The sequence below is a fragment of the Arthrobacter sp. ISL-48 genome (genome assembly GCF_018613805.1).
Taxonomy (GTDB): domain Bacteria; phylum Actinomycetota; class Actinomycetes; order Actinomycetales; family Micrococcaceae; genus Arthrobacter.
On the sequence record NZ_JAGGPL010000013.1, the window covers coordinates 216,375 to 241,972 of the forward strand.

At 64.1% G+C, this 25,598-nt stretch carries 22 protein-coding genes and 1 tRNA gene; 8 read left to right on the forward strand and 15 right to left on the reverse strand.

What is annotated here, in order from left to right; translation table 11 throughout:
- Nucleotides 1-6: 6 nt before the first annotated feature.
- From iolD to J7E83_RS13425, 4 genes are all read right to left on the reverse strand, one after another.
- Nucleotides 7-1,962 (reverse strand): 3D-(3,5/4)-trihydroxycyclohexane-1,2-dione acylhydrolase (decyclizing), encoded by a 1,956-nt coding sequence (gene iolD, locus J7E83_RS13410; RefSeq protein ID WP_214962837.1) that lies wholly within the window; start codon nucleotides 1,960-1,962, stop codon nucleotides 7-9.
- A gap of 39 nt (nucleotides 1,963-2,001) precedes the next feature.
- Nucleotides 2,002-2,910: a deoxyribose-phosphate aldolase gene (locus J7E83_RS13415; RefSeq protein WP_214963029.1), complete on the reverse strand. Its 909-nt coding sequence runs from the start codon at nucleotides 2,908-2,910 to the stop codon at nucleotides 2,002-2,004.
- Between the two features lie 23 nt (nucleotides 2,911-2,933).
- The gene (iolC, locus tag J7E83_RS13420; protein WP_214963031.1) at nucleotides 2,934-3,935 is read right to left on the reverse strand and encodes a 5-dehydro-2-deoxygluconokinase; all 1,002 of its coding nucleotides are present in this window, start codon (nucleotides 3,933-3,935) and stop codon (nucleotides 2,934-2,936) included.
- 200 nt (nucleotides 3,936-4,135) lie between these two features.
- Nucleotides 4,136-4,540, reverse strand: coding sequence for a tautomerase family protein (locus J7E83_RS13425; protein WP_214962839.1), 405 nt, complete (start codon nucleotides 4,538-4,540; stop codon nucleotides 4,136-4,138).
- 168 nt (nucleotides 4,541-4,708) lie between these two features.
- On the opposite strand from J7E83_RS13425, the gene J7E83_RS13430 reads away from it, so the two are divergent.
- Together J7E83_RS13430 and J7E83_RS13435 are read left to right on the forward strand one after the other, a co-directional pair.
- Nucleotides 4,709-5,068, forward strand: coding sequence for a helix-turn-helix transcriptional regulator (locus J7E83_RS13430; RefSeq protein WP_214962840.1), 360 nt, complete (start codon nucleotides 4,709-4,711; stop codon nucleotides 5,066-5,068).
- Complete coding sequence (locus J7E83_RS13435; protein WP_214962848.1) at nucleotides 5,065-5,547, forward strand: SRPBCC family protein; 483 nt, start codon at nucleotides 5,065-5,067, stop codon at nucleotides 5,545-5,547. Before J7E83_RS13430 ends, J7E83_RS13435 begins: the two co-directional genes overlap by 4 nt.
- Before the next feature lie 157 nt (nucleotides 5,548-5,704).
- Here the strand turns inward: J7E83_RS13435 and sucD are convergent, their stop codons facing one another.
- The 6 genes from sucD to J7E83_RS13465 all read right to left on the reverse strand — a co-directional run bounded on the left by sucD (nucleotide 5,705) and on the right by J7E83_RS13465 (nucleotide 13,639).
- Nucleotides 5,705-6,607, reverse strand: coding sequence for a succinate--CoA ligase subunit alpha (gene sucD / locus J7E83_RS13440; RefSeq protein ID WP_214962851.1), 903 nt, complete (start codon nucleotides 6,605-6,607; stop codon nucleotides 5,705-5,707).
- A 10-nt stretch (nucleotides 6,608-6,617) separates the two neighbouring features.
- A complete protein-coding gene (sucC, locus tag J7E83_RS13445; RefSeq protein WP_214962853.1) occupies nucleotides 6,618-7,787 on the reverse strand; it encodes an ADP-forming succinate--CoA ligase subunit beta in 1,170 nt (389 codons plus the stop codon).
- 219 nt (nucleotides 7,788-8,006) lie between these two features.
- Nucleotides 8,007-8,714, reverse strand: a complete 708-nt coding sequence (locus J7E83_RS13450) for a hypothetical protein (protein WP_214962855.1) — start codon at nucleotides 8,712-8,714, stop codon at nucleotides 8,007-8,009.
- 21 nt (nucleotides 8,715-8,735) lie between these two features.
- On the reverse strand, nucleotides 8,736-10,046 hold the full coding sequence (locus J7E83_RS13455) for a glycosyltransferase (RefSeq protein WP_214962857.1): 1,311 nt from the start codon (nucleotides 10,044-10,046) through the stop codon (nucleotides 8,736-8,738).
- A 123-nt stretch (nucleotides 10,047-10,169) separates the two neighbouring features.
- Nucleotides 10,170-12,731: a DNA helicase PcrA gene (gene pcrA / locus J7E83_RS13460; protein WP_396020547.1), complete on the reverse strand. Its 2,562-nt coding sequence runs from the start codon at nucleotides 12,729-12,731 to the stop codon at nucleotides 10,170-10,172.
- Between the two features lie 77 nt (nucleotides 12,732-12,808).
- Entirely contained in the window at nucleotides 12,809-13,639 is an 831-nt protein-coding gene (locus tag J7E83_RS13465; RefSeq protein WP_214962861.1) for an inositol monophosphatase family protein, read from the reverse strand.
- A gap of 32 nt (nucleotides 13,640-13,671) precedes the next feature.
- Here J7E83_RS13465 and J7E83_RS13470 point away from each other — a divergent pair, with 32 nt between their 5' ends.
- Entirely contained in the window at nucleotides 13,672-14,304 is a 633-nt protein-coding gene (locus J7E83_RS13470; protein WP_214962862.1) for a hypothetical protein, read from the forward strand.
- On the opposite strand, the gene J7E83_RS13475 is transcribed toward J7E83_RS13470, so the two are convergent.
- The 3 genes from J7E83_RS13475 to J7E83_RS13485 all read right to left on the reverse strand — a co-directional run bounded on the left by J7E83_RS13475 (nucleotide 14,301) and on the right by J7E83_RS13485 (nucleotide 19,291).
- Complete coding sequence (locus J7E83_RS13475) at nucleotides 14,301-16,988, reverse strand: hypothetical protein (RefSeq protein ID WP_214962864.1); 2,688 nt, start codon at nucleotides 16,986-16,988, stop codon at nucleotides 14,301-14,303. The genes J7E83_RS13470 and J7E83_RS13475 overlap by 4 nt on opposite strands.
- Complete coding sequence (locus J7E83_RS13480; RefSeq protein WP_214962867.1) at nucleotides 16,985-18,337, reverse strand: SWIM zinc finger family protein; 1,353 nt, start codon at nucleotides 18,335-18,337, stop codon at nucleotides 16,985-16,987. Before J7E83_RS13480 ends, J7E83_RS13475 begins: the two co-directional genes overlap by 4 nt.
- 177 nt (nucleotides 18,338-18,514) lie before the next feature.
- Nucleotides 18,515-19,291: a DUF998 domain-containing protein gene (locus J7E83_RS13485; RefSeq protein WP_214962869.1), complete on the reverse strand. Its 777-nt coding sequence runs from the start codon at nucleotides 19,289-19,291 to the stop codon at nucleotides 18,515-18,517.
- Between the two features lie 83 nt (nucleotides 19,292-19,374).
- On the opposite strand from J7E83_RS13485, the gene J7E83_RS13490 reads away from it, so the two are divergent.
- The 3 genes from J7E83_RS13490 (at nucleotide 19,375) to J7E83_RS13500 (ending at nucleotide 20,375) form a co-directional block, all read left to right on the forward strand.
- Nucleotides 19,375-19,447, forward strand: a tRNA-Arg gene (locus tag J7E83_RS13490).
- Nucleotide 19,448: 1 nt separating this feature from the next.
- Nucleotides 19,449-19,937, forward strand: a complete 489-nt coding sequence (locus J7E83_RS13495) for a DUF6314 family protein (RefSeq protein ID WP_214962871.1) — start codon at nucleotides 19,449-19,451, stop codon at nucleotides 19,935-19,937.
- An 18-nt stretch (nucleotides 19,938-19,955) separates the two neighbouring features.
- Nucleotides 19,956-20,375, forward strand: a complete 420-nt coding sequence (locus J7E83_RS13500) for an NUDIX domain-containing protein (protein WP_214962873.1) — start codon at nucleotides 19,956-19,958, stop codon at nucleotides 20,373-20,375.
- Here J7E83_RS13500 and J7E83_RS13505 read toward each other — a convergent pair.
- Together J7E83_RS13505 and J7E83_RS13510 are read right to left on the reverse strand one after the other, a co-directional pair.
- Nucleotides 20,372-22,285: an ABC transporter ATP-binding protein gene (locus J7E83_RS13505; RefSeq protein ID WP_214962875.1), complete on the reverse strand. Its 1,914-nt coding sequence runs from the start codon at nucleotides 22,283-22,285 to the stop codon at nucleotides 20,372-20,374. The two genes, J7E83_RS13500 and J7E83_RS13505, sit on opposite strands and share 4 nt — an antisense overlap.
- The gene (locus J7E83_RS13510; protein WP_214962877.1) at nucleotides 22,282-23,946 is read right to left on the reverse strand and encodes an ABC-F family ATP-binding cassette domain-containing protein; all 1,665 of its coding nucleotides are present in this window, start codon (nucleotides 23,944-23,946) and stop codon (nucleotides 22,282-22,284) included. Before J7E83_RS13510 ends, J7E83_RS13505 begins: the two co-directional genes overlap by 4 nt.
- Before the next feature lie 180 nt (nucleotides 23,947-24,126).
- On the opposite strand from J7E83_RS13510, the gene J7E83_RS13515 reads away from it, so the two are divergent.
- Entirely contained in the window at nucleotides 24,127-24,864 is a 738-nt protein-coding gene (locus J7E83_RS13515; protein WP_214962879.1) for a hypothetical protein, read from the forward strand.
- The gene (locus J7E83_RS13520; protein ID WP_214962881.1) at nucleotides 24,861-25,598 is read left to right on the forward strand and encodes a hypothetical protein; all 738 of its coding nucleotides are present in this window, start codon (nucleotides 24,861-24,863) and stop codon (nucleotides 25,596-25,598) included. Before J7E83_RS13515 ends, J7E83_RS13520 begins: the two co-directional genes overlap by 4 nt.

The following is a 25,598-nucleotide window of genomic DNA, read 5'->3' on the forward strand; positions in this document are numbered from 1 at the left end:
GGGGGATCAGCCCAACAGCTTGCGCTGGCGGGTCTTGTGGTCGGTGTAGGTCGTGAAGGCCTGCCGGGTCGATTCGAGGTCCGAGATCTGGGAGACGGGAACGTCCCACCAGGATTCCGAGCTGGGGGCGTCCAGCAGGGGGTCCGACTCGACATGGATGAGGATGGGGCCGCTGCGCTCGGGGGCCGCTTTGGCGTCGCGGATGGCCTGCTCAAGTTCGGCGATGACCTTCTCCCCCGGTTCGATCCGGATGACCCTCACTCCCAGGGACTCGGCGTTCAGGGCCAGGTCCACGGGTAGGGTGTCGCCTTCGTCGAAGCTGTGCTGTTCCTCGTTCAGGGCCCGGTACTGTGTGCCGAAGCGCTGCGAACCGAGCGATTCGGAGAGGGAGCCGATGGAGGCGTAGCCGTGGTTCTGGATCAGGACCACAATCAGCTTGATGCGTTCGGCGACGGCGGTGACCAGTTCAGTGTGCATCATCAGGTAGGACCCGTCTCCCACCATCACGACGACGTCCCGCACGTCAACTTTTACCCCGCCCCTGGCTGCGGTCCCGCTGGCTGCGGCTTCCGCCAGGGCTGCGCGCTTGACGCCCAGTCCGCCCGGTATTTCGTAGCCCATGCAGGAGTAGGCGTATTCGACGTGGTATCCGAACGGGTCGCGGACGCGCCACATCTTGTGGAGGTCACCTGGCAGGGACCCGGCCGCGCAGATCACCACATCCCGGGCGTCCATGGCCCGGGACGTGGCGCCGATGATCTCGTTCTGCGCCGGCAACGGCGTGAACCGCGTGTCAAAGGCCTCGTCGACGGTGGCGTCCCAGCGCTTCTTCTCCGCGGAAACCATCTGTTCCAGGTCCGCGCCCACACGGTAACCGCCGAGCGCCTGGTTCAGCTTGACCAGCGCCTTGCGGGCATCTGCCACGATGGGCAGGGTGGTGCCGTGCTTGTAGGCGTCGATGGGTGCGACGTTGATGTTGATGAACTTCACCTCCGGGTTCTGGAACGCCGTGCGTGATGCGGTAGTGAAGTCCTCGTAGCGCGTGCCGATACCGATAATCAGGTCAGCTTCGGCAGCAATGGCGTTGGCCGCCGTCGTGCCCGTGGAACCGATGGCTCCGAGGGAGGACCTGTGGTCCCACGGCAGGACGCCGACGCCCGCCTGGGTGTTGCCCACGGGAATACCGGTAAGTTCCACGAACTTCGCGAGTTCATCGTTGGCGAACGCGTACAGGACGCCGCCACCTGCAATGATTAGTGGCCGCTTCGCGGCCCGGATCGCCTCGGCGGCGCGGCGGATGTCCTCGTCGTCGGCGTCGGGACGGCGGATCCGCCACTCACGCTCGGCCAGGAATTCCTCCGGCACCTCCAAGGCCTCGGCCTGCACGTCCTGCGGCAGGGAGATGGTGACAGCCCCGGTTTCGGCGGGGTCGGTGAGGACCCGGAGGCCGTGGTGGAACGCGGAGAACAGCTGCTCCGGGCGGGACACCCGGTCAAAGAACTTGGACAGCGGCCGGAATGCGTCGTTGACGGTGATGTCATAGGCGTGCGGCTGCTCAAGCTGCTGCAGTACGGGGTCCGCCGCCCGCGTAGCAAACGTGTCACTGGGCAGGAGCAGGACCGGCAGCCGGTTGGCGGTAGCCAACGCCGCCCCGGTGAGCAGGTTGGACGATCCCGGTCCTATCGAGGTGCTGATCGCGAACGTCTGGCGGCGCCTGGTATGCCGTGCATAGCCCACAGCCTGGTGCGCCTGGGCCTGCTCGTTTCGGCCCTGGTAGTACGGCATGATGGCCGGGTCCAGCTGCTGGTACTGCTTCAGGGCCTGCCCAACGCCGGCAACGTTGCCGTGCCCGAAAATGCCGAACGTCCCGGGAATGAGTCGCTCACGGTAGTCCCGGCCGTCGACCGTATCGAGGGTGTACTGCTTGGAAAGATATTCGACGACGGCCTGGGCGACCGTCATCCGGCGGGTTCCTGGTGTTGTTCCTGTTCGCAAGGCGGGTTACTCCGATACTTCTGCGGTGTGATTGAGGAGTGAGGCAGCGGTGGCCACGGCGCCGGCAACGTCGCCGTCGGCAGGGTACAGGAGCGTCCGTCCGACAGTGAGGCCCTGCACGCCGGGCAGTGCCAACGCCGCTTCCCAGGTGGCGAAGACCTCGTCCTGGGTGCCGTCCGGGTCCCCGCCCAGCAGCACGGTGGGCATAGTAGTCGCCGCCATTACCCGTTCCATCTCCGCCACGACCGGCAGCTTCATCCAGGTGTAGGCGCTCGTGGAACCAAGGCCTTCGGCGATCGCCACCGACTTGATGACGGCGTCGGGGGAGAGGTCGTTGCGGGCCTTGCCGTTTTCGCGAACGGAGAGGAAGGGTTCCACCATGGCGATCAGCTTGCGCTCAGCCAGGGAGTCAATGGCTTTGGCTGTCGCTTCAAGCATGGACACAGTGTCCGGGTCGCCCAGGCAGATGCGTGTGAGCATCTTGCCGCCGTCGGCTCCCAGCGCTTCCAGGGCAGCCGCGGTGTGGCCAGTGAAGCGGTCATCAAACTCATTAACAAGTCCGGCCAGCCCGCCACGGTTCATGGATCCGAAGACCAGCTTGCCTTCAAGGGCTCCCAGCAGGAGCAGGTCGTCCATGATGTCTGGCGAGGCCAGGATGCCATCAACTGCCGGGTTGGCCAGGGCGATCTGCAGCCGGTCCAGCAGATCCCGTCGGTCCGCCATAGCCATCGGTTCCGAACCAACGGACAGGGCCCCACGGGCCGGGTGGTCAGCGGCCACAATGAAGTTCTGCGTACCGTGCCTCAAGCCTGAGTGGCGGCGCCGCGCCTTGGCCGCCCGGGCGATGGCATCCGGATCCTCGAGCCGAATGGTGCTGAGGTGGGCGTAGCGGCGTGGGTCATCGTCCACAGCTATGGCGGCGGTGCCAAGGTTGGTGCTCACAGTGCTGCTCCTTCGGTGGCGAACTGTCCGGGAGCCAGGCGGCCGCGTTCGGCGAGCAACGAGGTGACCTCATCCGGCGTCGGCATCGCATCGGCGCAGGACAAGCGGGAGGCGACGATCGCGCCCGCAGCGTTGGCGTAATCCAGCACCTGCTCGAGCGGCCAGCCGGAGAGCAGCCCGTGGCAGAAGGCACCGCCAAAGGAGTCACCGGCGCCCAGGCCGTTGACGGTTTCCACCGGGACGGGAGCCGAGACCACACGCTCGGTCCGGGTCTTGGCCATCACGCCTTCGGGTCCGAGCTTGACGACGGCGATCTCCACGCCGGCAGCCAGCAAACGGTCCGCCTGCTCATCGGGGGTTCCCTCGCCCACCGCTACGGCGCATTCCTTGTCGTTGCCAATGGCCACGGTAACCTGCGGCAGGATCCTGGCGACCTGGGCTCGGGCCTCTTCTTCCGAAGCCCAGAACATCGGACGGTAATCAAGGTCCAGGATGGTGAACTGGCCGTCCTTCAGGCCAGTGCGGGGACGGGCCGCGTGGGCGGCCAGATGTGCTTCGCGGCTCGGCTCCTGGCACAGGCCCGTGACTGTTGACCAGAAGATTCCCGCCTCGCGGATCGAATCCAGGTCAAGCTCTTCGGCCTTGATCTGGAGGTCCGGGGCCGTGGGAAAGCGCCCATAGAAGTAGAGCGGAAAATCATCAGGCGGCTTGATCGCGCAGAACGTGACCGCAGTGGGCCACTCCTTCACTGAAGTGACGAAGGTGTCATCCACGTTGAACTTGCGGAGTTCCCGGTGGAGATAGTTGCCGAAGGCGTCATCGCCGGTGCGGGTGATGACGCCGGCGCGGCGACCATGCCTGGCCGCCGCTACAGCCACGTTTGAGGGGGAACCACCAAGGTACTTTCCGAAGGACTCCACGTCCTCCAAGCCAACCCCAATGTCGTTCGGGTAGATATCAACGCTGATGCGCCCGATCGTAAGCAGTTCGTGGGTCACGATGATCGCGAGCCTTTCTGGTTTGAACTCTGAACCTTGTAACAGCTGGAGCACCAGCGCCGGCCCGCTTGTGAGCGGAGCCATACGCACTACTCTGCCTCAGAACAATTGTCCTGTCAAAGGTTTGTACTGACATAACTACAACCTCGTAATGCACGCCGCGGTTCGCTAGAAACGGCCAACTGGGGGCAGGCTTTGGGCTACTTCTGCGGGGCGGCAAGCTCACCGGTGACGTACTGGGCGCGCCCGAATCCGAAGGACCAGTCCCCCGCCGAATTTTCCACGTACCCAATAAAAACGTCCTCGCCGGCCACTCCCACTTTCCCAAGCGCCATGGCAATGGCCGAAAAGAGACTCTGCTTGGCCTGCTGGCTTCGCCCGCTCTGCGTAAAAATCTGAATCATCACCACGTCCGGGGTCCGCTCGAAGCCCAGGCCGGCATCCTGGGCAACTATCTGGCCGCGCGGATATTCTGTCACGATATGGAAGTAGTCGCGTTCCGGTATCCCATACTCCGCCACGATTGCATCATGGATCCCCTGACTGAGGCCTCTCAGCTCTTCAGTGCCGCGGCCCTGATTTACGTCAATTCGCACCAATGGCATTTTCAGCATCCTTCGATCTTTGTCCTGTCATACTAACAAAGTATGGGGAATCGATCAAGGAAAATTGACTAACCCCTTCCTGAATCCGGACGTCAGGTGTAGCCTTAAACAATCAACAGGTTGATCAATGAGTTCATTGATTTCCATTTGAAAGAGGCCTGACACACGATGAACGCGGACGACAACTCCCTGGACTCGGCCTTTATGGCCTTGGCTGATCCAGTGCGCCGCAGCATTATCGCCCGGCTCAGCAGGGGTCCGGCCACCGTGAACGAACTAGCGGAACCCTTTGCGATCACCAAACAGGCGGTCTCAAAGCACATCCAGGTCCTCGAGCAGGCGCAACTGGTCACGCGCACGCGTGACGCGCAGCGCCGGCCCGTCCATCTGAACCCCGCACGGCTGGAGGCGCTCACCGCATGGATCGACCAGTACCGGTTGGTCCGTGAGGAGCAGTTCCGCAGCCTCGATGCCGTGCTCCAATCCAGCGCCGCCGCAAGCGGCACCCAGGCAAAGGACCCATCATGAGCAACGAACTGAAACTCACCGTCCCCGAGGGACTCCCCTTCATCGACTACGAGCGGGAGTTCGACTTCCCGGTCGCGGACGTGTTCCGTGCACATAAGGACCCGGACCTGATCGTCCAGTGGCTCGGCCCGCGGGGACTGAAAATGGAAATCAACCAGTACGATTTCCGCACCGGTGGCAGCTACAGCTACGTCCACACCGGGCCCGACGGCGTCGCCTACGAGTTCAGCGGCGTCTTCCACACCGTTCGTGAAAACGAGTTCGCCGTCCAGACCTTCGAATTCGGCGGCTACCCGGACGTTGTCAGCATGGAGTTCCTCACCTTTGAGGACCTCGGCAATGGGCGGAGCCGCATTCGTGGACACTCCGCTTATCCCACGCAGGAAGCCCGGGACGGCATGGCACAGTCCGGGATGGAAGGCGGCATGACCGAAGGCTACGAGCGGCTGGACGAGCTGCTCAGCGGCGCCAAGGTCTAGAGCCCGAAGTACGACGACGGACGGCACCTTTCCTGGGAAAGGTACCGTCCGTCGTCGTACTTAAACAGCAACGCGGGTTCACTCCGCGTCCATCCCAGCGTCTGGAATGGGCGGTAAGTGAACCCGCGTTGCTCTTAGTGCTGCGTTGCTTCGAAACCTAAAGGGCTGCGTAGACTTCGCGCAGCAGCCGGGCAGTCTCGGACGGCGTCTTGCCGACCTTCACGCCTGCAGCCTCAAGGGCTTCCTTCTTGGCCTGTGCGGTTCCAGCGGAACCGGAGACGATGGCGCCGGCGTGGCCCATGGTCTTGCCTTCGGGAGCGGTGAAGCCTGCCACGTAGCCGACAACCGGCTTGGTGACGTTGGCCTTGATGAAGTCAGCCGCACGCTCTTCGGCGTCGCCACCGATTTCGCCGATCATCACGATCGCCTTGGTCTCGGGGTCCGCCTCGAACGCGGCCAGGGCGTCGATGTGGGTGGTGCCGATGACGGGGTCGCCGCCGATGCCGATGGCGGTGGAGAAGCCGAGGTCGCGAAGTTCGTACATCATCTGGTAGGTCAGGGTGCCCGACTTGGAAACCAGGCCGATGGGGCCCTTGCCCGTGATGTTGTTCGGCGTGATGCCGACCAGTGCCTCGCCGGGGGTGATGATGCCGGGGCAGTTCGGGCCGATGATGCGGGTGACCTGGTTGCCGTCGGCGTCAACCTTGGACTGTGCCAGGGCCCAGAATTCGGCAGAATCCTGTACCGGCACGCCCTCGGTGATGACAACGACCAGGCCGATGCCGGCCTCGATGGCTTCAACGACGGCGTCCTTGGTGAAGGCCGGCGGTACGAAGACGATGGAGACGTCAGCGCCGGTTTCCGCCATGGCTTCCTTGACGGTGCCGAAAACCGTAATCTCGTTGTCGCCATGCAGGACCGTGGTGCCGGCCTTGCGGGCGTTGACGCCGCCAACAATGTTGGTGCCGGACTTCAGCATCAGGGCGGTGTGCTTGGTGCCTTCGCCGCCGGTGATGCCCTGGACGATGACCTTAGAGTCCTTGTTCAGATAGATAGACATGGTGCGTCCCTTACTTCGCTGCGTTGGCGAGCTCGGCGGCCTTGTCGGCGCCCTCGTCCATGGTGGCGGCCAGGGTAACCAGCGGGTGGTTGGCCTCGGCCAGGATGCGGCGGCCTTCCTCAACGTTGTTGCCGTCGAGGCGGACTACCAGCGGTTTGTTGGCGGAGTGGCCCAGCTCGGCCAGCGCACCAACGATGCCCTTGGCGACGGCGTCACACGCGGTGATGCCACCGAAGACGTTCACGAACACGGATTTGACCTGCTCGTCGCCCAGGATGACGTCGAGGCCTGCTGCCATGACCTCGGCGGAAGCTCCACCGCCGATGTCCAGGAAGTTGGCGGGCTTGACGTTGCCGTGGTTTTCGCCGGCGTAAGCGACAACGTCCAGCGTGGACATGACCAGGCCTGCACCATTACCGATGATGCCCACTTCGCCGTCCAGCTTGACGTAGTTCAGGTCCTGCGCCTTGGCCTTGGCCTCGAGCGGGTCAGCGGCATCCTTGTCTTCAAGGTGTGCGTGCTTTGGGTGGCGGAAGTCGGCGTTCTCGTCCAGAGAGACTTTGCCGTCGAGGGCTACGATGTCGCCGGCGCCGGTCTTGACCAGCGGGTTGACCTCCACCAGGGTGGCGTCTTCCTTCTTGAAGACATCCCACAGCTTGAGGATTACGGCGGCGACTTTGCCGCGCAGTTCCTCTGCGAAGCCTGCGGCTGCAACGATTTCGTCAGCCTTGGCCTGGTCGATGCCGACGGCCGGGTCGATGGCGATCTTGGCCAGCGCTTCCGGACGTTCGACGGCGAGCTGCTCGATTTCCATGCCGCCTTCAACCGAGCACATGGCCAGGTAGTTGCGGTTGGCCCGGTCCAGCAGGACCGAGAAGTAGTATTCTTCGGCGATGTCGGCGCCCTGGGCGATCATCACCTTGTTCACGGTGTGGCCCTTGATGTCCATGCCCAGGATGTTGCTGGAGTGCTCAAGTGCCTCGTCGGCGGTCTTGGCAACTTTCACGCCGCCAGCCTTACCGCGGCCACCGGCCTTAACCTGGGCCTTAACGACAGTTACGCCGCCGATCTTCTCGGCTGCTGCTTTTGCTTCTTCTGGGGTGTACGCCACGATGCCAGCAAGCACGGGTACACCGTGCGCCTCGAACATATCGCGCGCCTGGTATTCAAACAGGTCCACGGTTTAGTGTCCTTCTACGTCGAAGTAGTTTCTGTACAGTCGGACACCATCGAAGACGATGACCGGGCTGCGGATTGCAAGCGCTGCGACTGTTGGAAACGAGCCACGCGGCGCAATGCTCCTTTCGGAACTCTAGTCCTTTCTGGGGACCGGCCCGTCCCAGAGTACCGCTTATGTGAGTAACGACACTATTCTATGAAGTGTAGAAAAACCGCGGAATCACGGGGTTTTTGAGGGCGCATCCGATGCTGGGGAAGGCCTCTCCGGTGCCTTGAAAATAAGTTCGTAGCGGTCCCTGGCAACAAAAAAGGCGACGCCCGCAGACACGTTTCCGCATGCCACCCCGCCGTTGTATGCCGAGCAGCGCAGGCCGTTGCGTTCAATGTTCTGCCCGTCTGCCAGCACCGGCAACTGGGTGAGGGGCCCGCTTTTGCTTCCCTTGGGTCCGTACGCTGCTTCCATTTGTGTGACGCCGGAACGGCAGTCGCCGTAGCGCACCGTGTCCGGGGTGAGCAGGGCCGTTCCACCCAGGTAGCCCAAGCTGGTGCCTGCGCAGTCGTCCTTGACATCATCTGCCGAGGGTTTGGCGTAGGCGGCGAGTTCGCAGTGGGCAACCGGAACGGTGGCCAACTTGTTGTTGGCAGGGTCGCTGAAGCTGTTCGCCTCGTAGGGGAGGTTGAGGTGCTCCCCGCGTGCTGAGGTGAGGGAACAGGCCACATTGTGGTCCTCCGTTATGAAGGACAGAACGCCCTCGCCCGCAGAATAGCCGGCAGGGTCCACCAGGGCCGCCTGTTCCAGCTGATCCAGTGGAGCTAACGGTGGCGGCGGCACGTACCCCCGATCCACAGTAGTGATGCTGCACGCCGTGGCAGTCAGCAGAAAGAGGGCGGCCAGGATCCCCACTACAGTCCGTCGCATGGCCTCCATTATGCGTCATGCCAGTCCGTGTCAGCCGCCGGCTGTGCTCCCCGAGGGGCTCCCCGCACTTTCGACGACGACGGCGGCGGCCTGAGCAGGATCCATCGAATCAAACTGCTCACGCATCTGCCGCGCCCGGTTTTTCCAGCCCGGATTTGCCAGGATCTCGGTGACTGCCTTCGCAATGTCCGCTGGCCTGGGTGACTCCGTCCCCAAGTTGATGCCGACGCCGGAATATTCAACCCGGGCGTTAACGTCGCTCTTGCCCTCATTGATGCCGGAGACAACCAGGGGAACACCCTTGGACAGGCTGAGCAGTACGCCGCCAAAACCTCCGTTGCTGATAACTGCATCGGTGAACTCTAAAACCTTGGCGAAGTCGACATAATCCCTGACGACGATATTGGGCTGGGGATAGCGCGCCTTGAGTGCCTCGGTGCCCCGGCCGCCGGTCGCAACGATCACCAGGGCATCCATATCCTTCACTGCCTCCAAGGCAGGGACGATGAGCTTGTTCTGGTCCACGTTGTCCACGGTTCCCTGCGTCACCAGAAGGGTGGTGGGATAGGCCGCCCAGTCATCGTCTGCGTTGGCTGCACGGACGGCCGCCGCAGGGGCCCGGTACGGCAGGAGGGCCCCGACGTAGTGCACTTTCGGGTTCACATGCTGGCGGGGAAAATCGAACGATTCCAAGCCTGTCTGGATGATGGCTTCCGAACAGCGGTAGGGCTCGTCCGTCAGGCGCCCCCTGCGTGGCACCTCCTGACCGTACGCCGCGTGTTGCCTGCGGTAGCTCCGGTTGGCAGGCCTAAGAATGACCTTGTCCGACAGAAGTCCCGCGGCAGCCTGCACGGCTTTTGCCACGGGATTCCGGGGCGGTTTGAATCCGAAAAACAGCGGCGGTACCAGGGGGTCGCTTTCCATGTTGGGAATCGCCACAAAGTTCACCAACGGTTTGCCCATCAGGTGGGAAACCAGCCGGTGAACGAACATGGAGCTGTCTGCTACCACGACGTCGAACGGAAAGTCTTCATACAACTCCCGGATGTCCTCAAAGAAACTGCTGAGGTTGCTGGCAAAGATCTTTTCGCCGTCGAACCCGATGGCTCTGGGGCCCTTGAGTTTGGCTCGTTCCGGGTACAGCTCGTTCAGGTTGTCCGCCCGGTGCTCGACGGCCCTCCGGAAGGGGAAGAGCGGAATGCCGAGGTCCTGCAGCTTTTGCGTGAAAACGGGGCCCGTGTACCAGGCGACGTCGTGGCCCCGTTCCTTGAGCCGTACCGCAACGCCCGTCATCGGATTGAAGTGGCCGTCAATGGCCTGGCTGGCGAAAAGGATCTTCATGGTTCCGCTCCCACTTGCCCCGCACGGTCCCCGGCGTGCAGGGAAAGGTTCCTGAACCCTAGTCCGGCCAGACCCTACCGGCAAGGGACCGGCCGCTGCACTGCCAGATGCCGTGCAGTTCGGCTAAGCGTCCAGTTTGGTCAACGGCGCGTACCGCAGCAGGAGCCGCTTCTCCCCGACATCGAACTTCACCTTGGCCACGGTCTTATCCCCGGCGCCTTCCAGGGCCAGAACCGTGCCGTTACCGAAGCTGGTGTGGTTGACCTTGTCCCCCACGCTGACGGCAACCACTTCCTTTTGCGGCTGTACCCGGTTCTTCGCAATAGCGGCCGGGACGTCGGCGTTGAACCCTGCGCTGGAATCGGCACCCGCTCCCCTGGCGGTGCCTGCGCCCCAGAAGGAACCGCCATACCTGCTCGAGCCGATGGACGCGCCGCTCCCCCAGCCTCCGGACTGCCGGCTGGTGCCTTCACGTTTCCATTCCACCAGTTCTGAGGGAATCTCTTCCAGGAACTGGCTGGCGGGGTTGTACTGGCTCTGGCCCCACATGTTGCGGACCTCGGAGCGCGTGACATAAAGCCGCTTGCGGGCACGGGTCAGGCCCACATAGGCGAGCCGGCGTTCCTCGGCAAGTTCCTTGGGGTCGGTGGCGGAGCGCTGGTGCGGGAAGAGCCCGTGTTCCATTCCTGTCAGGAACACGACAGGGAATTCCAGTCCCTTGGCGGTGTGGAGGGTCATCAGCGTGACCACGCCCAGCCGCTTGGCTTCAGCCACCGCGGCGTCGATGTCAGCCCCCGGGGCATCAGGAATCTGGTCGGCATCCGCCACGAGGGACACCTGCTCCAGGAAGGCGCCGAGTGACCCTTCCGGATTCTCCTGTTCGTATTCACGGACGACGGCGACGAGTTCGGCCAGGTTCTCCACGCGGGACTCGTCCTGGGGATCGTTACTGGAACGCAGCCCGGCGAGGTACCCCGTCTGTTCCAGGACTGCTTCAAGGGCAGCGGCGGCGCCGGAACCGGACGCGACTTCTGCCAAGTCATCGAGGAGCTTCACGAACCCCACGACGGCATTGACGGAGCGGGTGGCCATGCCCGGGGCTTCCTCGGCGCGCCGGGCCGCAGCCATGAAGGACATGCGTTCCCGCTGGGCCAGCGCGGCCACGGCCCCTTCGGCCCGGTCTCCGATGCCGCGCTTGGGTTCATTCAGCACGCGGCGCAGGTTCACGTCGTCGTCGGGGTTGACCAGGACGCGGAGGTAGGCGAGGGCGTCCTTGATTTCCTTCCGCTCATAAAAGCGGGTGCCGCCCACCACTTTGTAAGGCAGGCCAACGCGGACCAGCACGTCCTCAATGGAACGGGACTGCGCGTTGGTGCGGTAGAAGATGGCAACGTCCCCGGGGCGGAGGTTGTCCTCGTCCTGGAGCCGGTCTATTTCCTTGGCGATGAACTGTGCTTCGTCGTGTTCGTTTTCGCCCACGTAGCCGATGATCTTGTGGCCGTCGCCCTCTGCCGTCCACAGCCTTTTTTCGGGCCGGTTGGGGTTGCGGGAGATCACCGAGTTGGCCGCGCTCAGGATGTTCTGGGTGGAGCGGTAGTTTTGCTCCAGCTTGATGGTGCGGGCGTCCGGGTAGTCGTTCTCGAATTCCACGATGTTGCGGATATCGGCGCCACGGAAGGCGTAGATGGACTGGTCGGAATCGCCCACCACCGTGAGCTCGGCAGCTCCTGGCCCCTCGCCCACAATTTCGCGCACCAGCGCGTACTGGGCGTGGTTGGTGTCCTGATATTCATCCACCAGGACGTGGCGGAACCTGCGGCGGTAGGAATCGGCGAGCGCCGGGAACGCGCGGAACATATAGACGGTCTCGGCGATGAGGTCATCGAAGTCCATGGCATTGGCCTGTCGCAGCCGCTGGGTGTAGCCCTTGAAGACCTCCGCCACCGCCTGTTCAAACGGATCGTTGTGGTTGGCGGCGGACGCGTAGGAGTCGGCGTCGATCAACTCGTTCTTTAGCGCGGAGATCTTGTGCTGGATGGCCTTGGGCGGGAACTTCTTCGGATCCAGGTCCAGGCTCTTGGATACCTGTGTGACGAGTCGCAGGGAGTCAGCGGAGTCGTAGATGGAGAAGTTGGACTTCAGGCCGACGTTGGCGGCCTCCTGCCGAAGGATGCGCACACAGGAAGAGTGGAACGTGGAGATCCACATGATCTTGGCGCGTCCGCCCACCAGCGCCTCGATGCGCTCCCGCATTTCCGCGGCAGCCTTGTTGGTGAAGGTGATGGCCAGGATCTCGCCATGATGGGCGCGGCGGGTGGCGATCAGGTAGGCGATCCTGTTGCTGAGGACCCTGGTTTTCCCTGACCCGGCGCCGGCCACAATGAGTAGAGCGCTGCCTGAATGCTTAACGGCCTCCTCCTGCTGAGGATTGAGCCCCTGCAGCAGTTGAGCGGCGTCTGGCCGGTGATGGCCTTCATGGCTGCCGCCCTCGGCACCCTGGGCCGCTGATCCCTGGCTGCCTGCCTGCCGGTTGTTCGCAACGCCGCCGGGATTTTCCGCGCCGCGCCGGGACCCGCCGCCACCGAAAGCGGCGTCAGCGGTGAGGCCCTCCCCGCGGGACTTAGTGAGGGCTGCGGCTGCGGGAGCGGCCTTGAACGGTCCGTCAGAGTACGGGTCAAACAACATATCCATGGTGCCTACAAGTCTAGGCGGTGGGGCCGACACTCACTTCCAGCCTGTGGATTACTCGCCCGCGCCTTGGCTCAGGCCACCGAACCGGACTCAAGTGCGGCACGTAACTGGCGCACCGCCGTCGTGCCTCCTGCCATGAACCACTCCAAGCCGTTAACCCGGACGGTGTCAGTGGCGCCACCGGCAGCGCGGACGATTGCCTTGCCGGGCAGCCAGTCCCATTCCGGGCAGCTGTGCTGGAACCAGCAGCCCAGCTGCCCGTCTGCCACCCGGCCCAGGTCGCAGGAGCCGGAGCCAAGCATCCGCAGCGCCGCCGCCGAAGTTGCGGCCGCGTGCCACGGCATGGCGCAGAGCGGATCGGCCAGCCAGCTGGGATGGATATAGGTGGCGGCCCCAAGCTGGGCGACATCGGTGCTGTTGCGCGCGCCGTTGTTCTCCTGGAAGACGGTGAGTGCTTGGCCGTTAAGCGTTGCCGGGCGGGATCCGCCACCCAGCCAGAGTTTGTCCTCCTCTGGCTGGAAGATCGCACCGAGCAGCACATCCGAGGAGTCCTTGAGCGCTATCGCGGAGCACCAATAGGTGGAGCCGTGCAGGAAGTTGTAAGTGCCGTCCACGGGATCGATGACCCATGTCCTGCCGCTGCTCCCTTGGACCGACGCGCCCTCCTCCCCGAGGATGCCGTCTTTCGGCCGGCAGCGCTGCAGCTGCTCCAGCACGTACGCCTCCGCTGCGTGGTCCGCCGCCGTGACGATATCCGAGACGGAGGTTTTCTGCTGCGACTGCAGCCCCGCCATCCGCATCAGGAGCGCCAGCTGGCCGGCTTCACGGACAAGTGCGGACGCCAGCTGGTAGTCGTCCAATGAGGGGTCGAGTTCAATTGCGCTGTGCCGGCCAATGGTCATGGCTTCAGTTTATGGGGCGGGATAATGGGGCCATGGCCAAAACCCCAGCGCAGCGGATCAAGAAGCACGGCTCCAAGGCGGCTGTTCCGCAGCACCACCTTCCGCCGGTGATCAATCCCACTACCGCCCGCTCGCCGCAAAAGGCCCAGAACAACAGCAACCTGATCCTCATCGCCGGAGTGGTGGCCAGCCTGTTCCTGTTCTGGTACGTCCACCTGCTGACACTGAACCAGCTCACTCAGCTCACCGGCGGACTCGCCATGCCCGACTCCCTGCTGGGCGGCTTCGGCACCGCCTACATCGGCCAACTGCACGGCGTCATGGACGACGCCGCCCGTGGCCAGCTCAACTACGTCCACAAGACCGCTGGCACCCTTTTCCCGCTCATCTTCGGCTTCACGTGGCTGCTGCTGATCGGCACGAACGTCGCCCGGAAGCAGCTTCGCTGGCTCCTCTGGGCGGTCCCGCTGCTGTTTGTTGTGGTCCGGCTGTGGGGCAACGTTGCCGTTGACGGGGTGCTGGCTTCTGAAACGCCCGACGCCGGCCAGGTGGCACTCGCTTCCACGCTCACCGTTGCAGGTTGGATCCTTCTGGTCCTTAGCCTGCTGGCCGGAGCCGCGGCGGTGTTTCTGGGGAAAACACGGGATGCAGGGAGAAGCGACTAAACGTCGAGCCCCATGTGAGTCGCCAGCCTCTTCGCCTCAAGTGAAGTTTTCGTGGCCGTTTTGGCTGCGGCCAGCCTCAACACGGCCCCGATGAAATCTTCCGGCACGTTGGCCGCTGTCCTCTGCTCGCCGGGAACGGCTGCCCATAGTTCGGTGCACGTAGCGAGCAACTCCGGAGTGCCGGCAGGAAGCCGGTGAAGGTCGGCTGCAACCCGTACTGACGTGGTTATTGCCGGCCAGACAGTGTCAAGATGGCCTTCGTAGGCCACCAGGGCAAGGCCCCGGGTGAGGCGACCCAGCTCAAGCCGACCTGCATTCAACCGGCGTTCGACGGCCGTTCTAAGGTTTTCGGCGTTCAGCAGGCGCCGTCTGCAGAGCTCCAGCATGGTGTCAACGGCGTCTTCCCGGTGCTCCGGATTGTTGGCGACGAGCTTTCCGAGCAGCCATTCCTGGGTTTGCAGGCCAATGCCTCCGGCGGTTGCGCCCGTCATGTGACCGTGACGCCGGCTGACCAAGTCATCGTAAAAGGACCTCTGCCGGGACCATGTGGCGCCCAGGTCCGGCCAGAAGGGCACAACCGTCGATGCTGCGGGCCAATGGTTCCACTGCCAGTCCCTGCTGTCCGACCACATGTCCTTCGTGATCAACTCCCGGGGGATGGACGGAAAACGTTCCAGCGAAATAGGCAGGACGAGTGCTTCATTCTCGCGCGAAGGGGCGAAGCCGCCCCCGCCGACCCAGTCACGCAGGATCCGCCCGGCCAGGCGTTCGGGATCGGCTGAGCCGCCCAGCGGAGTGACAGGAAGCTCAGGTATATCCGATGCTGACCGCTTGTCCAGCGGCCCCAGCCTCAGGAGTGCCTGGAAAAAGTCCGTTTCCCCGTATTGCCAGCCTTCGCGGGCAAACAGCTGGAGCATAGAGACAAGCCGATCCAATTCCACCCTGAAGTCGGAGCGGCTGGGAGTGGCCAGTGAGTAGGGAACCAGCCCGGCTTGGACAGTCAACTCGCTGTAGCGAAAAACGCGGATAACCGCGAGAGCGTTTAGGCGGCAGAAAGCGTCTGGCCAGCTGAATGGCCCTGACCTGGAAGCCTGGACACGCGCCGTCAGGAAGCGGTGGGCACTACGATCATGCTCCCCTGACGCCCACATGGTCAGCACTGTTTCCGGATCGGGGTGAGCCCAATGGTCCGAGACCCGCGGCAGCGGCCTGGGCAGATCCCCGCTCCGGATTGAATGTCGCCGCGCGTACCAATCCCGGACCTCGTGGGGCGCGTGGTAGACGGAGCGTAGGAAGCGGTCGAGGTACTGCTCCTCTGCCAAGGTGTACGCGCCGTTCCTGTTCCACAGCGGTAGCGGCTTCTCAGTATCAACGTCGAACGCCACGTACACAGGAACTTCCGGCAGCCTGGTCCCGGTGCCCCACAGCGAAACCCCCGAAGTTTGTTCCTTCGCCATTGCGTCCGCCGATACACCCAGTATTGACTCCGCCAGGGTACGGATTCCCAGATCCGAGGATTCCCAAGCAGCCTCCCAACAGGCCGCTAGGATATCTTTGTTGTACCCAGCGCCCGCCCGTAGCGACTTAAGGTGCCGCACCAGCCGGTTCTGCGGTTTCTTCTCGCTCCTGCCGAACACTGCGACGCTGACGTCCTGAAGGTCCCCGCCAGTAAGAGTTGTCGCAAGCAGGAGCTCCAGGGCCATGAACGACAGGAATCCGGGTGCCGTCGCGACGGTTGAGATCAGCAGCGGAATGATCTTGCCCGCTTCGACTGGTTCAAGTTTCAAAGCCGCCAGAACCTCGGCCAGAACACGCTGGTTCGGAGATCCATCGCAGCGGGACAGTGCAGTAGCGGCCAGCTCGAGGATATAGGCCCGACTGACTGTCCCCCGCTGGATGTATTCACAGACGGCGGCTCCCACGCCTGCGCCCTTCAACGGGGCCAGCGCATCCGGAATGCCAAAGCAACGCATCAGGGCTTCGGGCGCAGTGGCGTCGAGGTCAAACAGTTCCACCAGGTGTTTCTGCATTCTGGGAAGAACTTCGGAACGGCCTGAAGGATCGATGCGGAACTGCAGCCCTCCCCAGCTCGGGTATTCGTACTTCGCAGCAGTTTCATCGTCCCAGACTTCGTGGATCCGTCCCCGCATGAGCTCCCGGTAATAGAGTGCCCACAGCCGGGGATAGGCAATCAAATCATTGGTGGGAAGGTTGAAATGCAGAATGATCGGCAGGCAATGACGGATAAGCGCGGCAGCTGTTTCTCCGCCCGCCTTTGCGTTCTTGTTGATTGAAGCCGCCACGAAGCTGCGGCACCAGTCCTCGCCCTTCGACACCAGGATGTCGACGATCAGCATGACCTCGACGCTTCGGCTCGATGCCAGGCGCCGCCAGAGCAGGAGGCCGGCAGCTTTGCCTGGAGGATTTATAGACACGGTGACGAGGTCCCGGACAGTTGCGCGGAAAGGCAAGAGGACGTGATCCGTATGAACATTAGTGCGCCAGTCGGCGTCGTCACGCAACAGCGACTGGCCGCCTTTCGTGAACCATGTCCTGGCCTCCGAGAGCTCGTCCGGAGGGACGGCCCTGATGTACTCAAACAGGGCAGGCCGGTCGCCGACCGTTAGCAGCCGCCGGATTTCCTGCACCATATGCGGATCGCCGCGTTCTTCAGGGCTGGTCACGCTGCGCCTCCCTCCGGGTCCGAGGCGTTGCTTAGCCTGAGCAACTGCACGGCCAAGACGTGTTTGCAGGGTCCCCGCGATCCGCGGTGCTCATGCCACCAGGGACACGTGCACTGGTAGGATCCTTCAGCCTCCCAGATTTTGTGGACGTATGTGCCAACGCCGGAGGGCACTTCCCAGTAGGTGTCCTGCCGGGTCAAGCCCCCGGTGGCCACGATGCGGCGTGCAGCCGCAAGCCTCGGGTAGTCCTTGACGGTGCGTTCCGAATCTAGCGGCAGCTCGCGGTGGAAATAGGCACCTTCGAGCAGGTCGAATCCCACTTTGCCGGATGCCCCCAAATGGGCGAGTCCGTGCGTGATCCGGTGGGCAGCAAGACCTGTCCTAGCTTGTAGCACGGCAGTTGAAATGACGGGCTGCCAGCCAAGGAACTCCAGAACGGCGGCGCCGGCATCGTCCGCGCCGGGAACAGCGAGCGACTCAAGGATCCCGCCCTCTCCGGAGAAACCCCTCCAGGGAGCAGGCGAAAGCAGCAGGGTGAAGTCGGCTCCGGGCAGCCTGAAGACCCAGCCGCTGGCCCCACTGTGGTGCTTGAAAATATCCAGGTGCGTCGCAAACCGTGCCACTCTCTTGGCGGAAGCTACCCGCCCGGTACCCGCTAAGGTAACCGTCGACGGCTTCGGCGTCGTCACCTCCCGGAGTCCTCTGCCCGATGGCAGGAGGAATACGGTCCGGCCCGGCTGCGCTGCTGGGAGTGCGGCAAGGAACTGGCCGACAGCGGATCCACTGATCGTGGCAAGGTGAGACATTGCCGCGGCCAGGCCCGGGGTCTCGGCGAAGCCCCGGACCCAACGGTCGGGAAGTTCGACTTTCCGTTCCACATGGCTCGCCGCCGGCGTCGAAATCAACAACTCGTCCCGGCCGACGGACAAATGAAGCGTCTCGTTGCGGTGTACGTTGGCGAGCGCGGAGCGGAGCGGGCTATTGATGTCCACGTTGGTTGTGCCGAAGCCGATCTCACCACCATCGAGGCCTGCTGCCAACAGATCCAGCCGCGCGTGAACGCCGTTGCAGGCAGAGAACGACTCGCACCGCAGCCGGTCTCCACTGGCGGTCATGACCGGATCGAGGACGTCGCTGAGCCGGAAAGCTACGTCAAAATATCTCGACGCGGCGACGTCCGCTACGGCCAGCAGAGCGTTCGCCACCACATCCGGCCGTGCCGCGAATCCGCGGAAAAAGCTGGGATTATCCACGATTCCCTGAGGTGTGGCGCCCAGGGCAGATTCAAGCAGAAGCTGCTTCCCGCCGTCGGCATCCTGAAGCGTGGATTCAGCCAAATAGCCGCTCATGGATTGGCCTCAACACGCAGTTGTACCTGGTCAGGGGTGGAGGCCACATCCGGGTGCAGGGACCGGTCCCCCACCGGCGAGGCCGCAGGCGGCGTCGACATAGCGAAAGCCTAAACCGGCACTCCGGGCATCCACCACGAAAGAAGGCCTCAAGTTTTCGTCAAGGCCGGGCACTGCCTAGTATTGGGTCCTGACATCTGCGGCTGCCTGGGCGCGCCTCTGCTTCCGGTGCCGGTGGACCCGCTGCGCAATGACCAACCCAGCCGCCGCCACCCCTACCGTGACCGGATAGCCCATCAACCGTTCCAGCGTTCCGGGCTCCGGGACGTCCATGTGCGTCAGGCCGCCCGTCACCAGCGCGGCGAGCGATGCCAGCCCGCACACCAGGATGAACCACCCCAGCGGGGTCTGGTTCAACCACAAAACTCCCAGCAACAGCAGCGCCGCTGAGCCTGCAATGAAGTACATGAGCGCGCCGGCAAAGTGCCATTGAGAGCCTGCATCCTCGGGAAACAGGCCCACCATCATGGTGCCCGCACCCGCGGTCCCGGTGAGCACCCGAAACCACAAGGCCGCAAGCCAGGGTTTCCTGTAGCGGCCGGGATGAACGCGGGCACCGGGCCTGGCAGCGACACACAGCAGTCCAGAGCCCAGGAGCATCGCGCCGAGGAGCATCCCGAGCCCCTGCACCACAAAAGAGGCATTCATGAGCAGGTGCAGCGGAGAACAGACATCCCGGCCGTCATAGATCCCGCACTGCACAGCGCCAAGATCGCTGATATAGCCGGTCCGGCGGTCGTACGGCCGCGGCCCCGCCCAGGCACCGATCACCGCCGTTTCAGCGGCAAAATACTGCAGGACACTCAGGACGGACCATGCTCCGAAGTACTGGCGGGCTGACGTTGTGTCCGGGATGAAGGCCACCGCGGGCGCGGACATCGGGGCTGAGCTCATGCCAAGAGCGTAGTACGGGCTCCCACCTTGTATGCTTGTATCCGTGTCCGGACGGACCGGCCCTGCCGGAACAACGGATGCGCGCCCTCGTAGCTCAGTGGATAGAGCACGGCTCTCCTAAAGCCGGTGTCGTTGGTTCGATTCCAATCGAGGGCACTTGAACCATCCCGAACCGGAGTTTGACCTCCGCGCGTACCTGTTCGGTTCCCGCACCGGTAATGTCACCGAAAGTAAAGCGGGCACAGGACGCTGGAACGTGGAACGCCAACTCCTGGACCGGTCGGCTGGCACCCGCGGAACCTTTTCCGGCGTCGTGCGTTTTTCCGCCACGGACGACGACGGCGGCCTGGCCTTCCACGAGGAAGGCATCCTCCGCTGGCCCTCCTTTACAGGTCCTGCCTCGCGCGGCTATCTCTTGAAGCCCGCCGGTCGGGCAGATGCCCTGGACGTGTTTTTCGCGGACGGACGGCCCTTCCACCGAATGAGCTTTACCCGGGAAGCCAACCTGGACCGGCACTGGTGCGATCCTGACACCTATCGCGTGACGTACACCCTGGATAACGCTGACCGGTTCAGCTATGCCTGGGACGTGCGGGGGCCGCACAAAGACCTGCTGCTGACGTCCCGCCTGACCCGGCTATCCTGAACGGTTAGGCTCGGAAGCATGAAAGCCCGAATCGTGGTCTCCGCCGTCTGCGTTTTCGACGACGCCGGCCGGCTCCTGACCGTCCGCAAGAGCGGCACCGCCATGTTCATGCACCCCGGCGGAAAGCCCGAGCCCGGGGAAACCGCCGCGCTGGCCGCCGCCCGGGAACTCGCCGAGGAAGTTGGCATTGTTGTCGATCCGGGCGAGCTGGAGCTGATGGGCGTCTGGATTGCCGACGCCGCCAACGAGGCCGCCACGGACATCGAGGCCACGGTGTTCAGGGCGCCGGGAACCTGGACGGCCCATCCATCGGCCGAGATCGCCGAGATCCGCTGGCTGGACCTGGCCGCGCTGGATCGGGGAGTGCCGCTGCCCGCGGACCTCGCCCCGCTGCTCACGGACCACATCCTGCCGGAGCTTGCCGGGACGCGCGGCTAGAACTCCGGTACGGCTTCCTCGACCACCGCGGTGGCCTCAGCGAACTGCGTCCGGTAGAGCTCCGCATAGCGGCCCTCGGCCGCCAGCAGTTCGGTGTGCGTTCCGCGCTCCACGATCCGGCCGTCCTCCACCACCAGGATGACGTCTGCCGCTCGGATGGTGGAGAGCCGGTGGGCAATCACGACGGCGGTGCGCCCCTCAAGCGCGGCGCCCAGCGCAGCCTGTACGGCGGCTTCGTTCGTGGAGTCCAGGGCGGCTGTTGCCTCGTCCAGGATGACCACGCGCGGCTGCGAGATCAGCAGCCGGGCGATGGTGAGGCGCTGGCGTTCCCCACCCGAGAGCCGGTAGCCGCGCTCCCCCACCACCGTCTCCAAGCCGTCGGGCAGGGAACGGATCATGGTTTCCAGCCTGGCCTGCCGGATGACGTCCCACATGTCATCATCGGTGGCGTCGGGCCGGGCCAGGCGGAGGTTGGAGGCGATGGTTTCGTGGAAGAGGTGGCCGTCCTGGGTGACCATGCCGAGGGTGTCGCGCAGGGAATCAAAGGTGACGTCACGGACGTCCAGGCCGGTGCCCGGCACTGTTCCACCGAGCCGCACGGCGCCGGAATCGACGTCGTAGAGCCGGGACAGCAGCTGGGCAATGGTGGATTTGCCCGCTCCCGAGGAACCAACCAGCGCCACGGTCTGCCCTGGTTCCACCCTGAAGCTGATGCCGTGCAGCACTTCTTCGCCGCCGCGGGTATCCAGGGTGGACACTTCCTCCAGCGAGGCAAGCGACACCTTATCTGCTGACGGGTAGGCGAAGCGGACGTCGTCGAACTCGACGGACACCGGCCCCGGAGCTACGTCCACGGCGTCGGGCTTCTGCTTGATCAGCGGCTCAAGGTCCAAAATTTCAAAGACCCGCTCGAAGCTGACCAGGGCGCTCATGATCTCCACCCGGGCGTTGGACAACGCGGTGAGCGGCGCATAGAGGCGGGTCAGCAGCAGGGCCAACACCACCACATCCCCCGGAGCGAGCTGGCCGGCGATGGCAAGCCAGCCGCCCAGCCCGTAAACGAGCGCCAGGGCGAGCGCGGACACCAGGGTCAGGGCGGTCACGAAGGTGAACTGCAGCATGGCAGTGCGGATGCCGATGTCCCGGACCCGGCCGGCCCGGAGGGCGAATTCCCGGGATTCCTCGTCCGGCCGGCCGAAGAGCTTGACCAGGGTGGCTCCGGGGGCGGAGAACCGCTCGGTCATCTGGGTTCCCATGGCGGCATTGTGCTCCGCGGCCTCGCGCCGCAGGTCGGCAAGTTTGGAACCCATCCGCCGGGCAGGGATCAGGAAGATCGGCAGCAGGATCATCGCCAGCACGGTCACCTGCCAGGATGTGCCCAGCATGACGATCAGCGTCAGGATCAGGGCAACCACATTGCTGACCACAGCGGACAGAGTCCCGGCGAAAGCGGACTGGGCTCCGATGACGTCGTTGTTCAGCCGGCTCACCAGGGCGCCGGTACGGGTCCGGGTGAAGAAGGCGATGGGCATCTTCTGCACGTGGTCAAAGACCCTGGTGCGGAGGTCAACGATCACGCCTTCGCCAATTGTGGAGGAGAGCCACCTGCTCACCAGCCCCAGTCCGGCCTCGGCAACAGCCACGACGGCGATCAGCGTGGCCAGCCTGATTACTTCGTCCGCGCCGTCCTTGTTCACAATTGTGTTGACCACCTGACCCGCCAGGACAGGCGTGGCCACCGCGAGGAAGGCCAGCGCAATGGACAGCGCCACAAAGGCAATCAGCTTTCCGCGGTGCGGGCGGGCGAAGCCCATGACCCGCTTCAGCGTGGCTTTGGAGAACGGCTTGGAGCCGCTCTTGGCGCGGGTGATGTTGTACAGCGAGCCCCAGGCCACGCGTTCCATGCTCATCGTTGGTGCTCCGTTGCGCCGGTCATCAGTTCAGTTACCATCCCGTTTTCCACATTCCACCGTGCATCCAGCTGAACGTTTTCGAGCAGCCTCCGGTCATGGGTTACCAACAGCAAAGCGCCCTCATAACTTCCCAGCGCCTCTTCCAGCTGCTCTATGGCGGGCAGGTCAAGGTGGTTGGTGGGCTCGTCCAGGACCAATAGGTTCACACCGCGTGCCTGTAGCAGGGCCAGCGCCGCGCGGGTTCGTTCGCCGGGCGAGAGGGATTCAACCTGGCGTGCGGTGTGGTCCGCCTTCAGCCCGAATTTGGCCAGCAGCGTCCGGACCTCGGCCGGGGCCAAGTCTGTGAGCACGGCCTCGACGGCGTCTGCCAGGCTCAGGTGCCCGGCCAGCAGCCCGCGTGCCTGGTCGATTTCGCCGATGGCCACCGAGGCGCCCATGGCGGCATTGCCGGAGTCTGGATCCTGTACGCCCAGCAGCAGCCGCAACAGCGTGGATTTTCCGGCACCATTGGGCCCCGTGATGCCGATCCGCTCCCCTGCGTTGAGTTGGAGGTTGACCGGGCCCAGGGTGAAGCTTCCCTGGTGCACCACGGCATCCCTCAGTGTTGCCACCACGGCGCTGGACCGGGCTGCCTGGCCAATGGTGAACTGCAGCTGCCATTCCTTGCGCGGCTCTTCCACCACGTCCAGCCGGGCAATGCGGGACTCCATCTGCCGGACCTTCTGGGCCTGCTTCTCCGAGGACTCGGTGCTGGCCGCACGCCGGATCTTGTCATTGTCCGGGCTTTTCTTCATGGCGTTCCGCACGCCCTGGGAACTCCACTCGCGCTGCGTGCGTGCACGGGAAACCAGGTCCGCCTTGGTGGACGCGAACTCCTCGAAGCGATCACGCGCTTGCCGCCGGGCCACGGCCCGTTCCTCCAGGAACGCCTCATAGCCGCCGTCGTACACTGCTACTGAATTCTGGGCCAGGTCCAGTTCCACAATGCTGGTGACGCAGCGGGCAAGGAACTCCCGGTCATGGGACACCAGCACGACGCCGCCGCGAAGGCCCTGGACAAACGCTTCCAGTTTGGCCAGCCCGGCCAGGTCCAGGTCGTTGGTGGGTTCGTCCAGCAGGACGACGTCGAAGCGGCTCAACAGCAGGGCGGCCAAAGCCACACGGGCGGCCTGGCCCCCGGATAACCCTGTCATGGGAGCGGCTGCACCGGTCTTCAGGCCAAGGTCGGCGAGCACGGCCGGAATGCGCTCGTCAAGGTCCGCCGCTCCGGAGGCCATCCACCGGTCAAAGGCCAGCGAGTAGGCGTCATCGGCGCCGGGAGCGCCGGAGCCCAACGCCTCGGCTGTAGATTCCATCTCCGCGGTGGCCTGGGTACACCCGGTCCGGCGGGCAATATATCCGGCGACCGTTTCGCCGGCCACCCGTTCATGTTCCTGGGGAAGCCAACCCACGAACGCGTCTGCCGGGGCAAGGCTGACGGTACCGTCCTGGGGCTGGTCCACGCCGGCCAGCAGCCGCAGCAGCGTGGATTTGCCGGCACCATTGGCACCCACCACGCCCACTACATCGCCGGGCGCCACCGTCAACGAAAGGTTCGAGAAGAGTGTGCGGTGGTCATGGCCACCGGAAAGGTCTTTGGCAACAAGGGTTGCAGTCATTGGTCCATTCTCCCGCCCCCGCTCGGGAGGGCATAAAAGAACCCGCTGGTCCGGACTTGGGGGGTGTGCGGACCAACGGGCTCGACCATCAAGCATAGTCGAGCCTGGCTTGCGCGCAAAATCAACGGCCCGCCGGCAGGCTAAAATCAAGGCAGACATCCGTCCTGCAGAGAGCCCTCCATGCCCATCCCCGCCAAGGCGTTCCAGCGCTGGCTGCAAGGCATCGCCGCTGACACCAGCACTGCTGACGTCTGCCGGATCTCCGGTATCAAGCGGACCACCCTCGCCCAGCAGTTGGTCCGCGGCAAGGTCTCGGGGACCACCGTGGTGAGCATAAGCAGGGCCTTCAACATCAACCCCGTCGATGCGCTGGGGGTGTTCGACACGTTCCGCGACCTGGCCGGCCCGCCACGTCCACCCACCAGATCCGAACTCGTGAGCCAGGTCTCCACACCCGACCTCCTGCGCGCAGTGCTGTCGCGGCCCGCTGTGGACCCCGCCGGCCAGCCGTCGGCCGAACGTCCCACCCTGAGCCCGGCGCCGCATTCCACCTCAGTCAAGAACTGGGTGGAGGCAATCGACGACGGCGAGCTGCGGCACAGGGTATCCGCCGCCACCGGAATTGCGCCGCAGAACTATTCGGCGCAGCTTACGGCAAACCGGCTGGCGCCCGAATTGGCCGTCGCAACGTCTCTGGCTGCCGGCGTCGGGCCTGTGGGCGGCCTGGTGGCCACCGGGCTGATCACGGAAGAGGAGGCAGGCTGGCCGCCGGACGCTCGGCAGGCTGCCGTGGACAGCCTGTCCGATGGAGAGTTGGCGACGCTGGCCGGAGAGAGGCTCCTGGCGCTTGGCAAAGCACTCCGGCGCCAGGAGCAGGACCAAGAAAAGACTGACAAAATCTGGGAGAACCTGGGATGATCGAAATTCTTCAGTGGTCCACCCTGGCCACGTGTGCCGCAGTTGCCGGGGCCCGGCTTCCTAGCGCCCTGCGGGGAGAAAACCGAACGGTCTTCTACATTTTTGCGCTGTTTACAGTGGCCATCCTGCTGAGCATCGAGGCGCCGTACGTTGCCATCGACCACCTCCTGGGCGGAATCAACCTGGCCAACCTTATCCTCCGCTTTGTGATTTTCGCGGCGATCTATTTTGTAGGCATCCGCGTTACGAAGGGATTCGACGCGGAGGACGGCCATCGGCTGATCACAGGCCGGACGGGAAAGGCCGTCCTTGCGTTGGTCTCCGTGGCCGTGGTGTTGCTGTTCCTCATGATGGACACCGCCGGTTCGTCGTCAGGACTGAAAGGCGTAGCGCTGAGGGATGCCCGGAATGGGCTGCTGGTGGAGTTGTATGGTGCCGCCGGGCGTGCCTATCCCAGCTACGTATCCCTTGTCCTGCTACCTGCCATGGTGCGGGCCGTCCGGAGCGCACTGCCGGCACTGGTGCGGGTGGCCGCCTTCCTGCTCGCGGCGGGTGCTGTGGCCATTGCCCTGACGTTGCTGTTCCCACTGGTGCCGCCGCAGTGGGGTACCGCCGAGTTCATTATCAACTACACGGCAGTGCTGTGCTTTGTGCTGGGACTGGCATTGATCAGGGTGGCCAAAATCCGGTATGGCCGTAATGTTGCCCGGCAAAGGACTTCTACTGCCGAGTAA

Coding starts and splice junctions, on each gene's coding strand:
- J7E83_RS13500 (WP_214962873.1), top strand. CDS start 19,956: ATGAAAGCCCGAATCGTGGTCTCCGCCGTCTGCGTTTTCGACGACGCC.
- J7E83_RS13520 (WP_214962881.1), top strand. CDS start 24,861: ATGATCGAAATTCTTCAGTGGTCCACCCTGGCCACGTGTGCCGCAGTT.
- pcrA (WP_396020547.1), bottom strand. CDS start 12,731: ATGTTGTTTGACCCGTACTCTGACGGACCGTTCAAGGCCGCTCCCGCA.
- J7E83_RS13510 (WP_214962877.1), bottom strand. CDS start 23,946: ATGACTGCAACCCTTGTTGCCAAAGACCTTTCCGGTGGCCATGACCAC.
- J7E83_RS13505 (WP_214962875.1), bottom strand. CDS start 22,285: ATGAGCATGGAACGCGTGGCCTGGGGCTCGCTGTACAACATCACCCGC.
- J7E83_RS13470 (WP_214962862.1), top strand. CDS start 13,672: ATGGCCAAAACCCCAGCGCAGCGGATCAAGAAGCACGGCTCCAAGGCG.
- J7E83_RS13450 (WP_214962855.1), bottom strand. CDS start 8,714: ATGGAGGCCATGCGACGGACTGTAGTGGGGATCCTGGCCGCCCTCTTT.
- J7E83_RS13485 (WP_214962869.1), bottom strand. CDS start 19,291: ATGAGCTCAGCCCCGATGTCCGCGCCCGCGGTGGCCTTCATCCCGGAC.
- J7E83_RS13455 (WP_214962857.1), bottom strand. CDS start 10,046: ATGAAGATCCTTTTCGCCAGCCAGGCCATTGACGGCCACTTCAATCCG.
- J7E83_RS13480 (WP_214962867.1), bottom strand. CDS start 18,337: ATGAGCGGCTATTTGGCTGAATCCACGCTTCAGGATGCCGACGGCGGG.
- J7E83_RS13465 (WP_214962861.1), bottom strand. CDS start 13,639: ATGACCATTGGCCGGCACAGCGCAATTGAACTCGACCCCTCATTGGAC.
- J7E83_RS13430 (WP_214962840.1), top strand. CDS start 4,709: ATGAACGCGGACGACAACTCCCTGGACTCGGCCTTTATGGCCTTGGCT.
- J7E83_RS13515 (WP_214962879.1), top strand. CDS start 24,127: ATGCCCATCCCCGCCAAGGCGTTCCAGCGCTGGCTGCAAGGCATCGCC.
- J7E83_RS13435 (WP_214962848.1), top strand. CDS start 5,065: ATGAGCAACGAACTGAAACTCACCGTCCCCGAGGGACTCCCCTTCATC.
- sucD (WP_214962851.1), bottom strand. CDS start 6,607: ATGTCTATCTATCTGAACAAGGACTCTAAGGTCATCGTCCAGGGCATC.
- J7E83_RS13425 (WP_214962839.1), bottom strand. CDS start 4,540: ATGCCATTGGTGCGAATTGACGTAAATCAGGGCCGCGGCACTGAAGAG.
- iolD (WP_214962837.1), bottom strand. CDS start 1,962: ATGACGGTCGCCCAGGCCGTCGTCGAATATCTTTCCAAGCAGTACACC.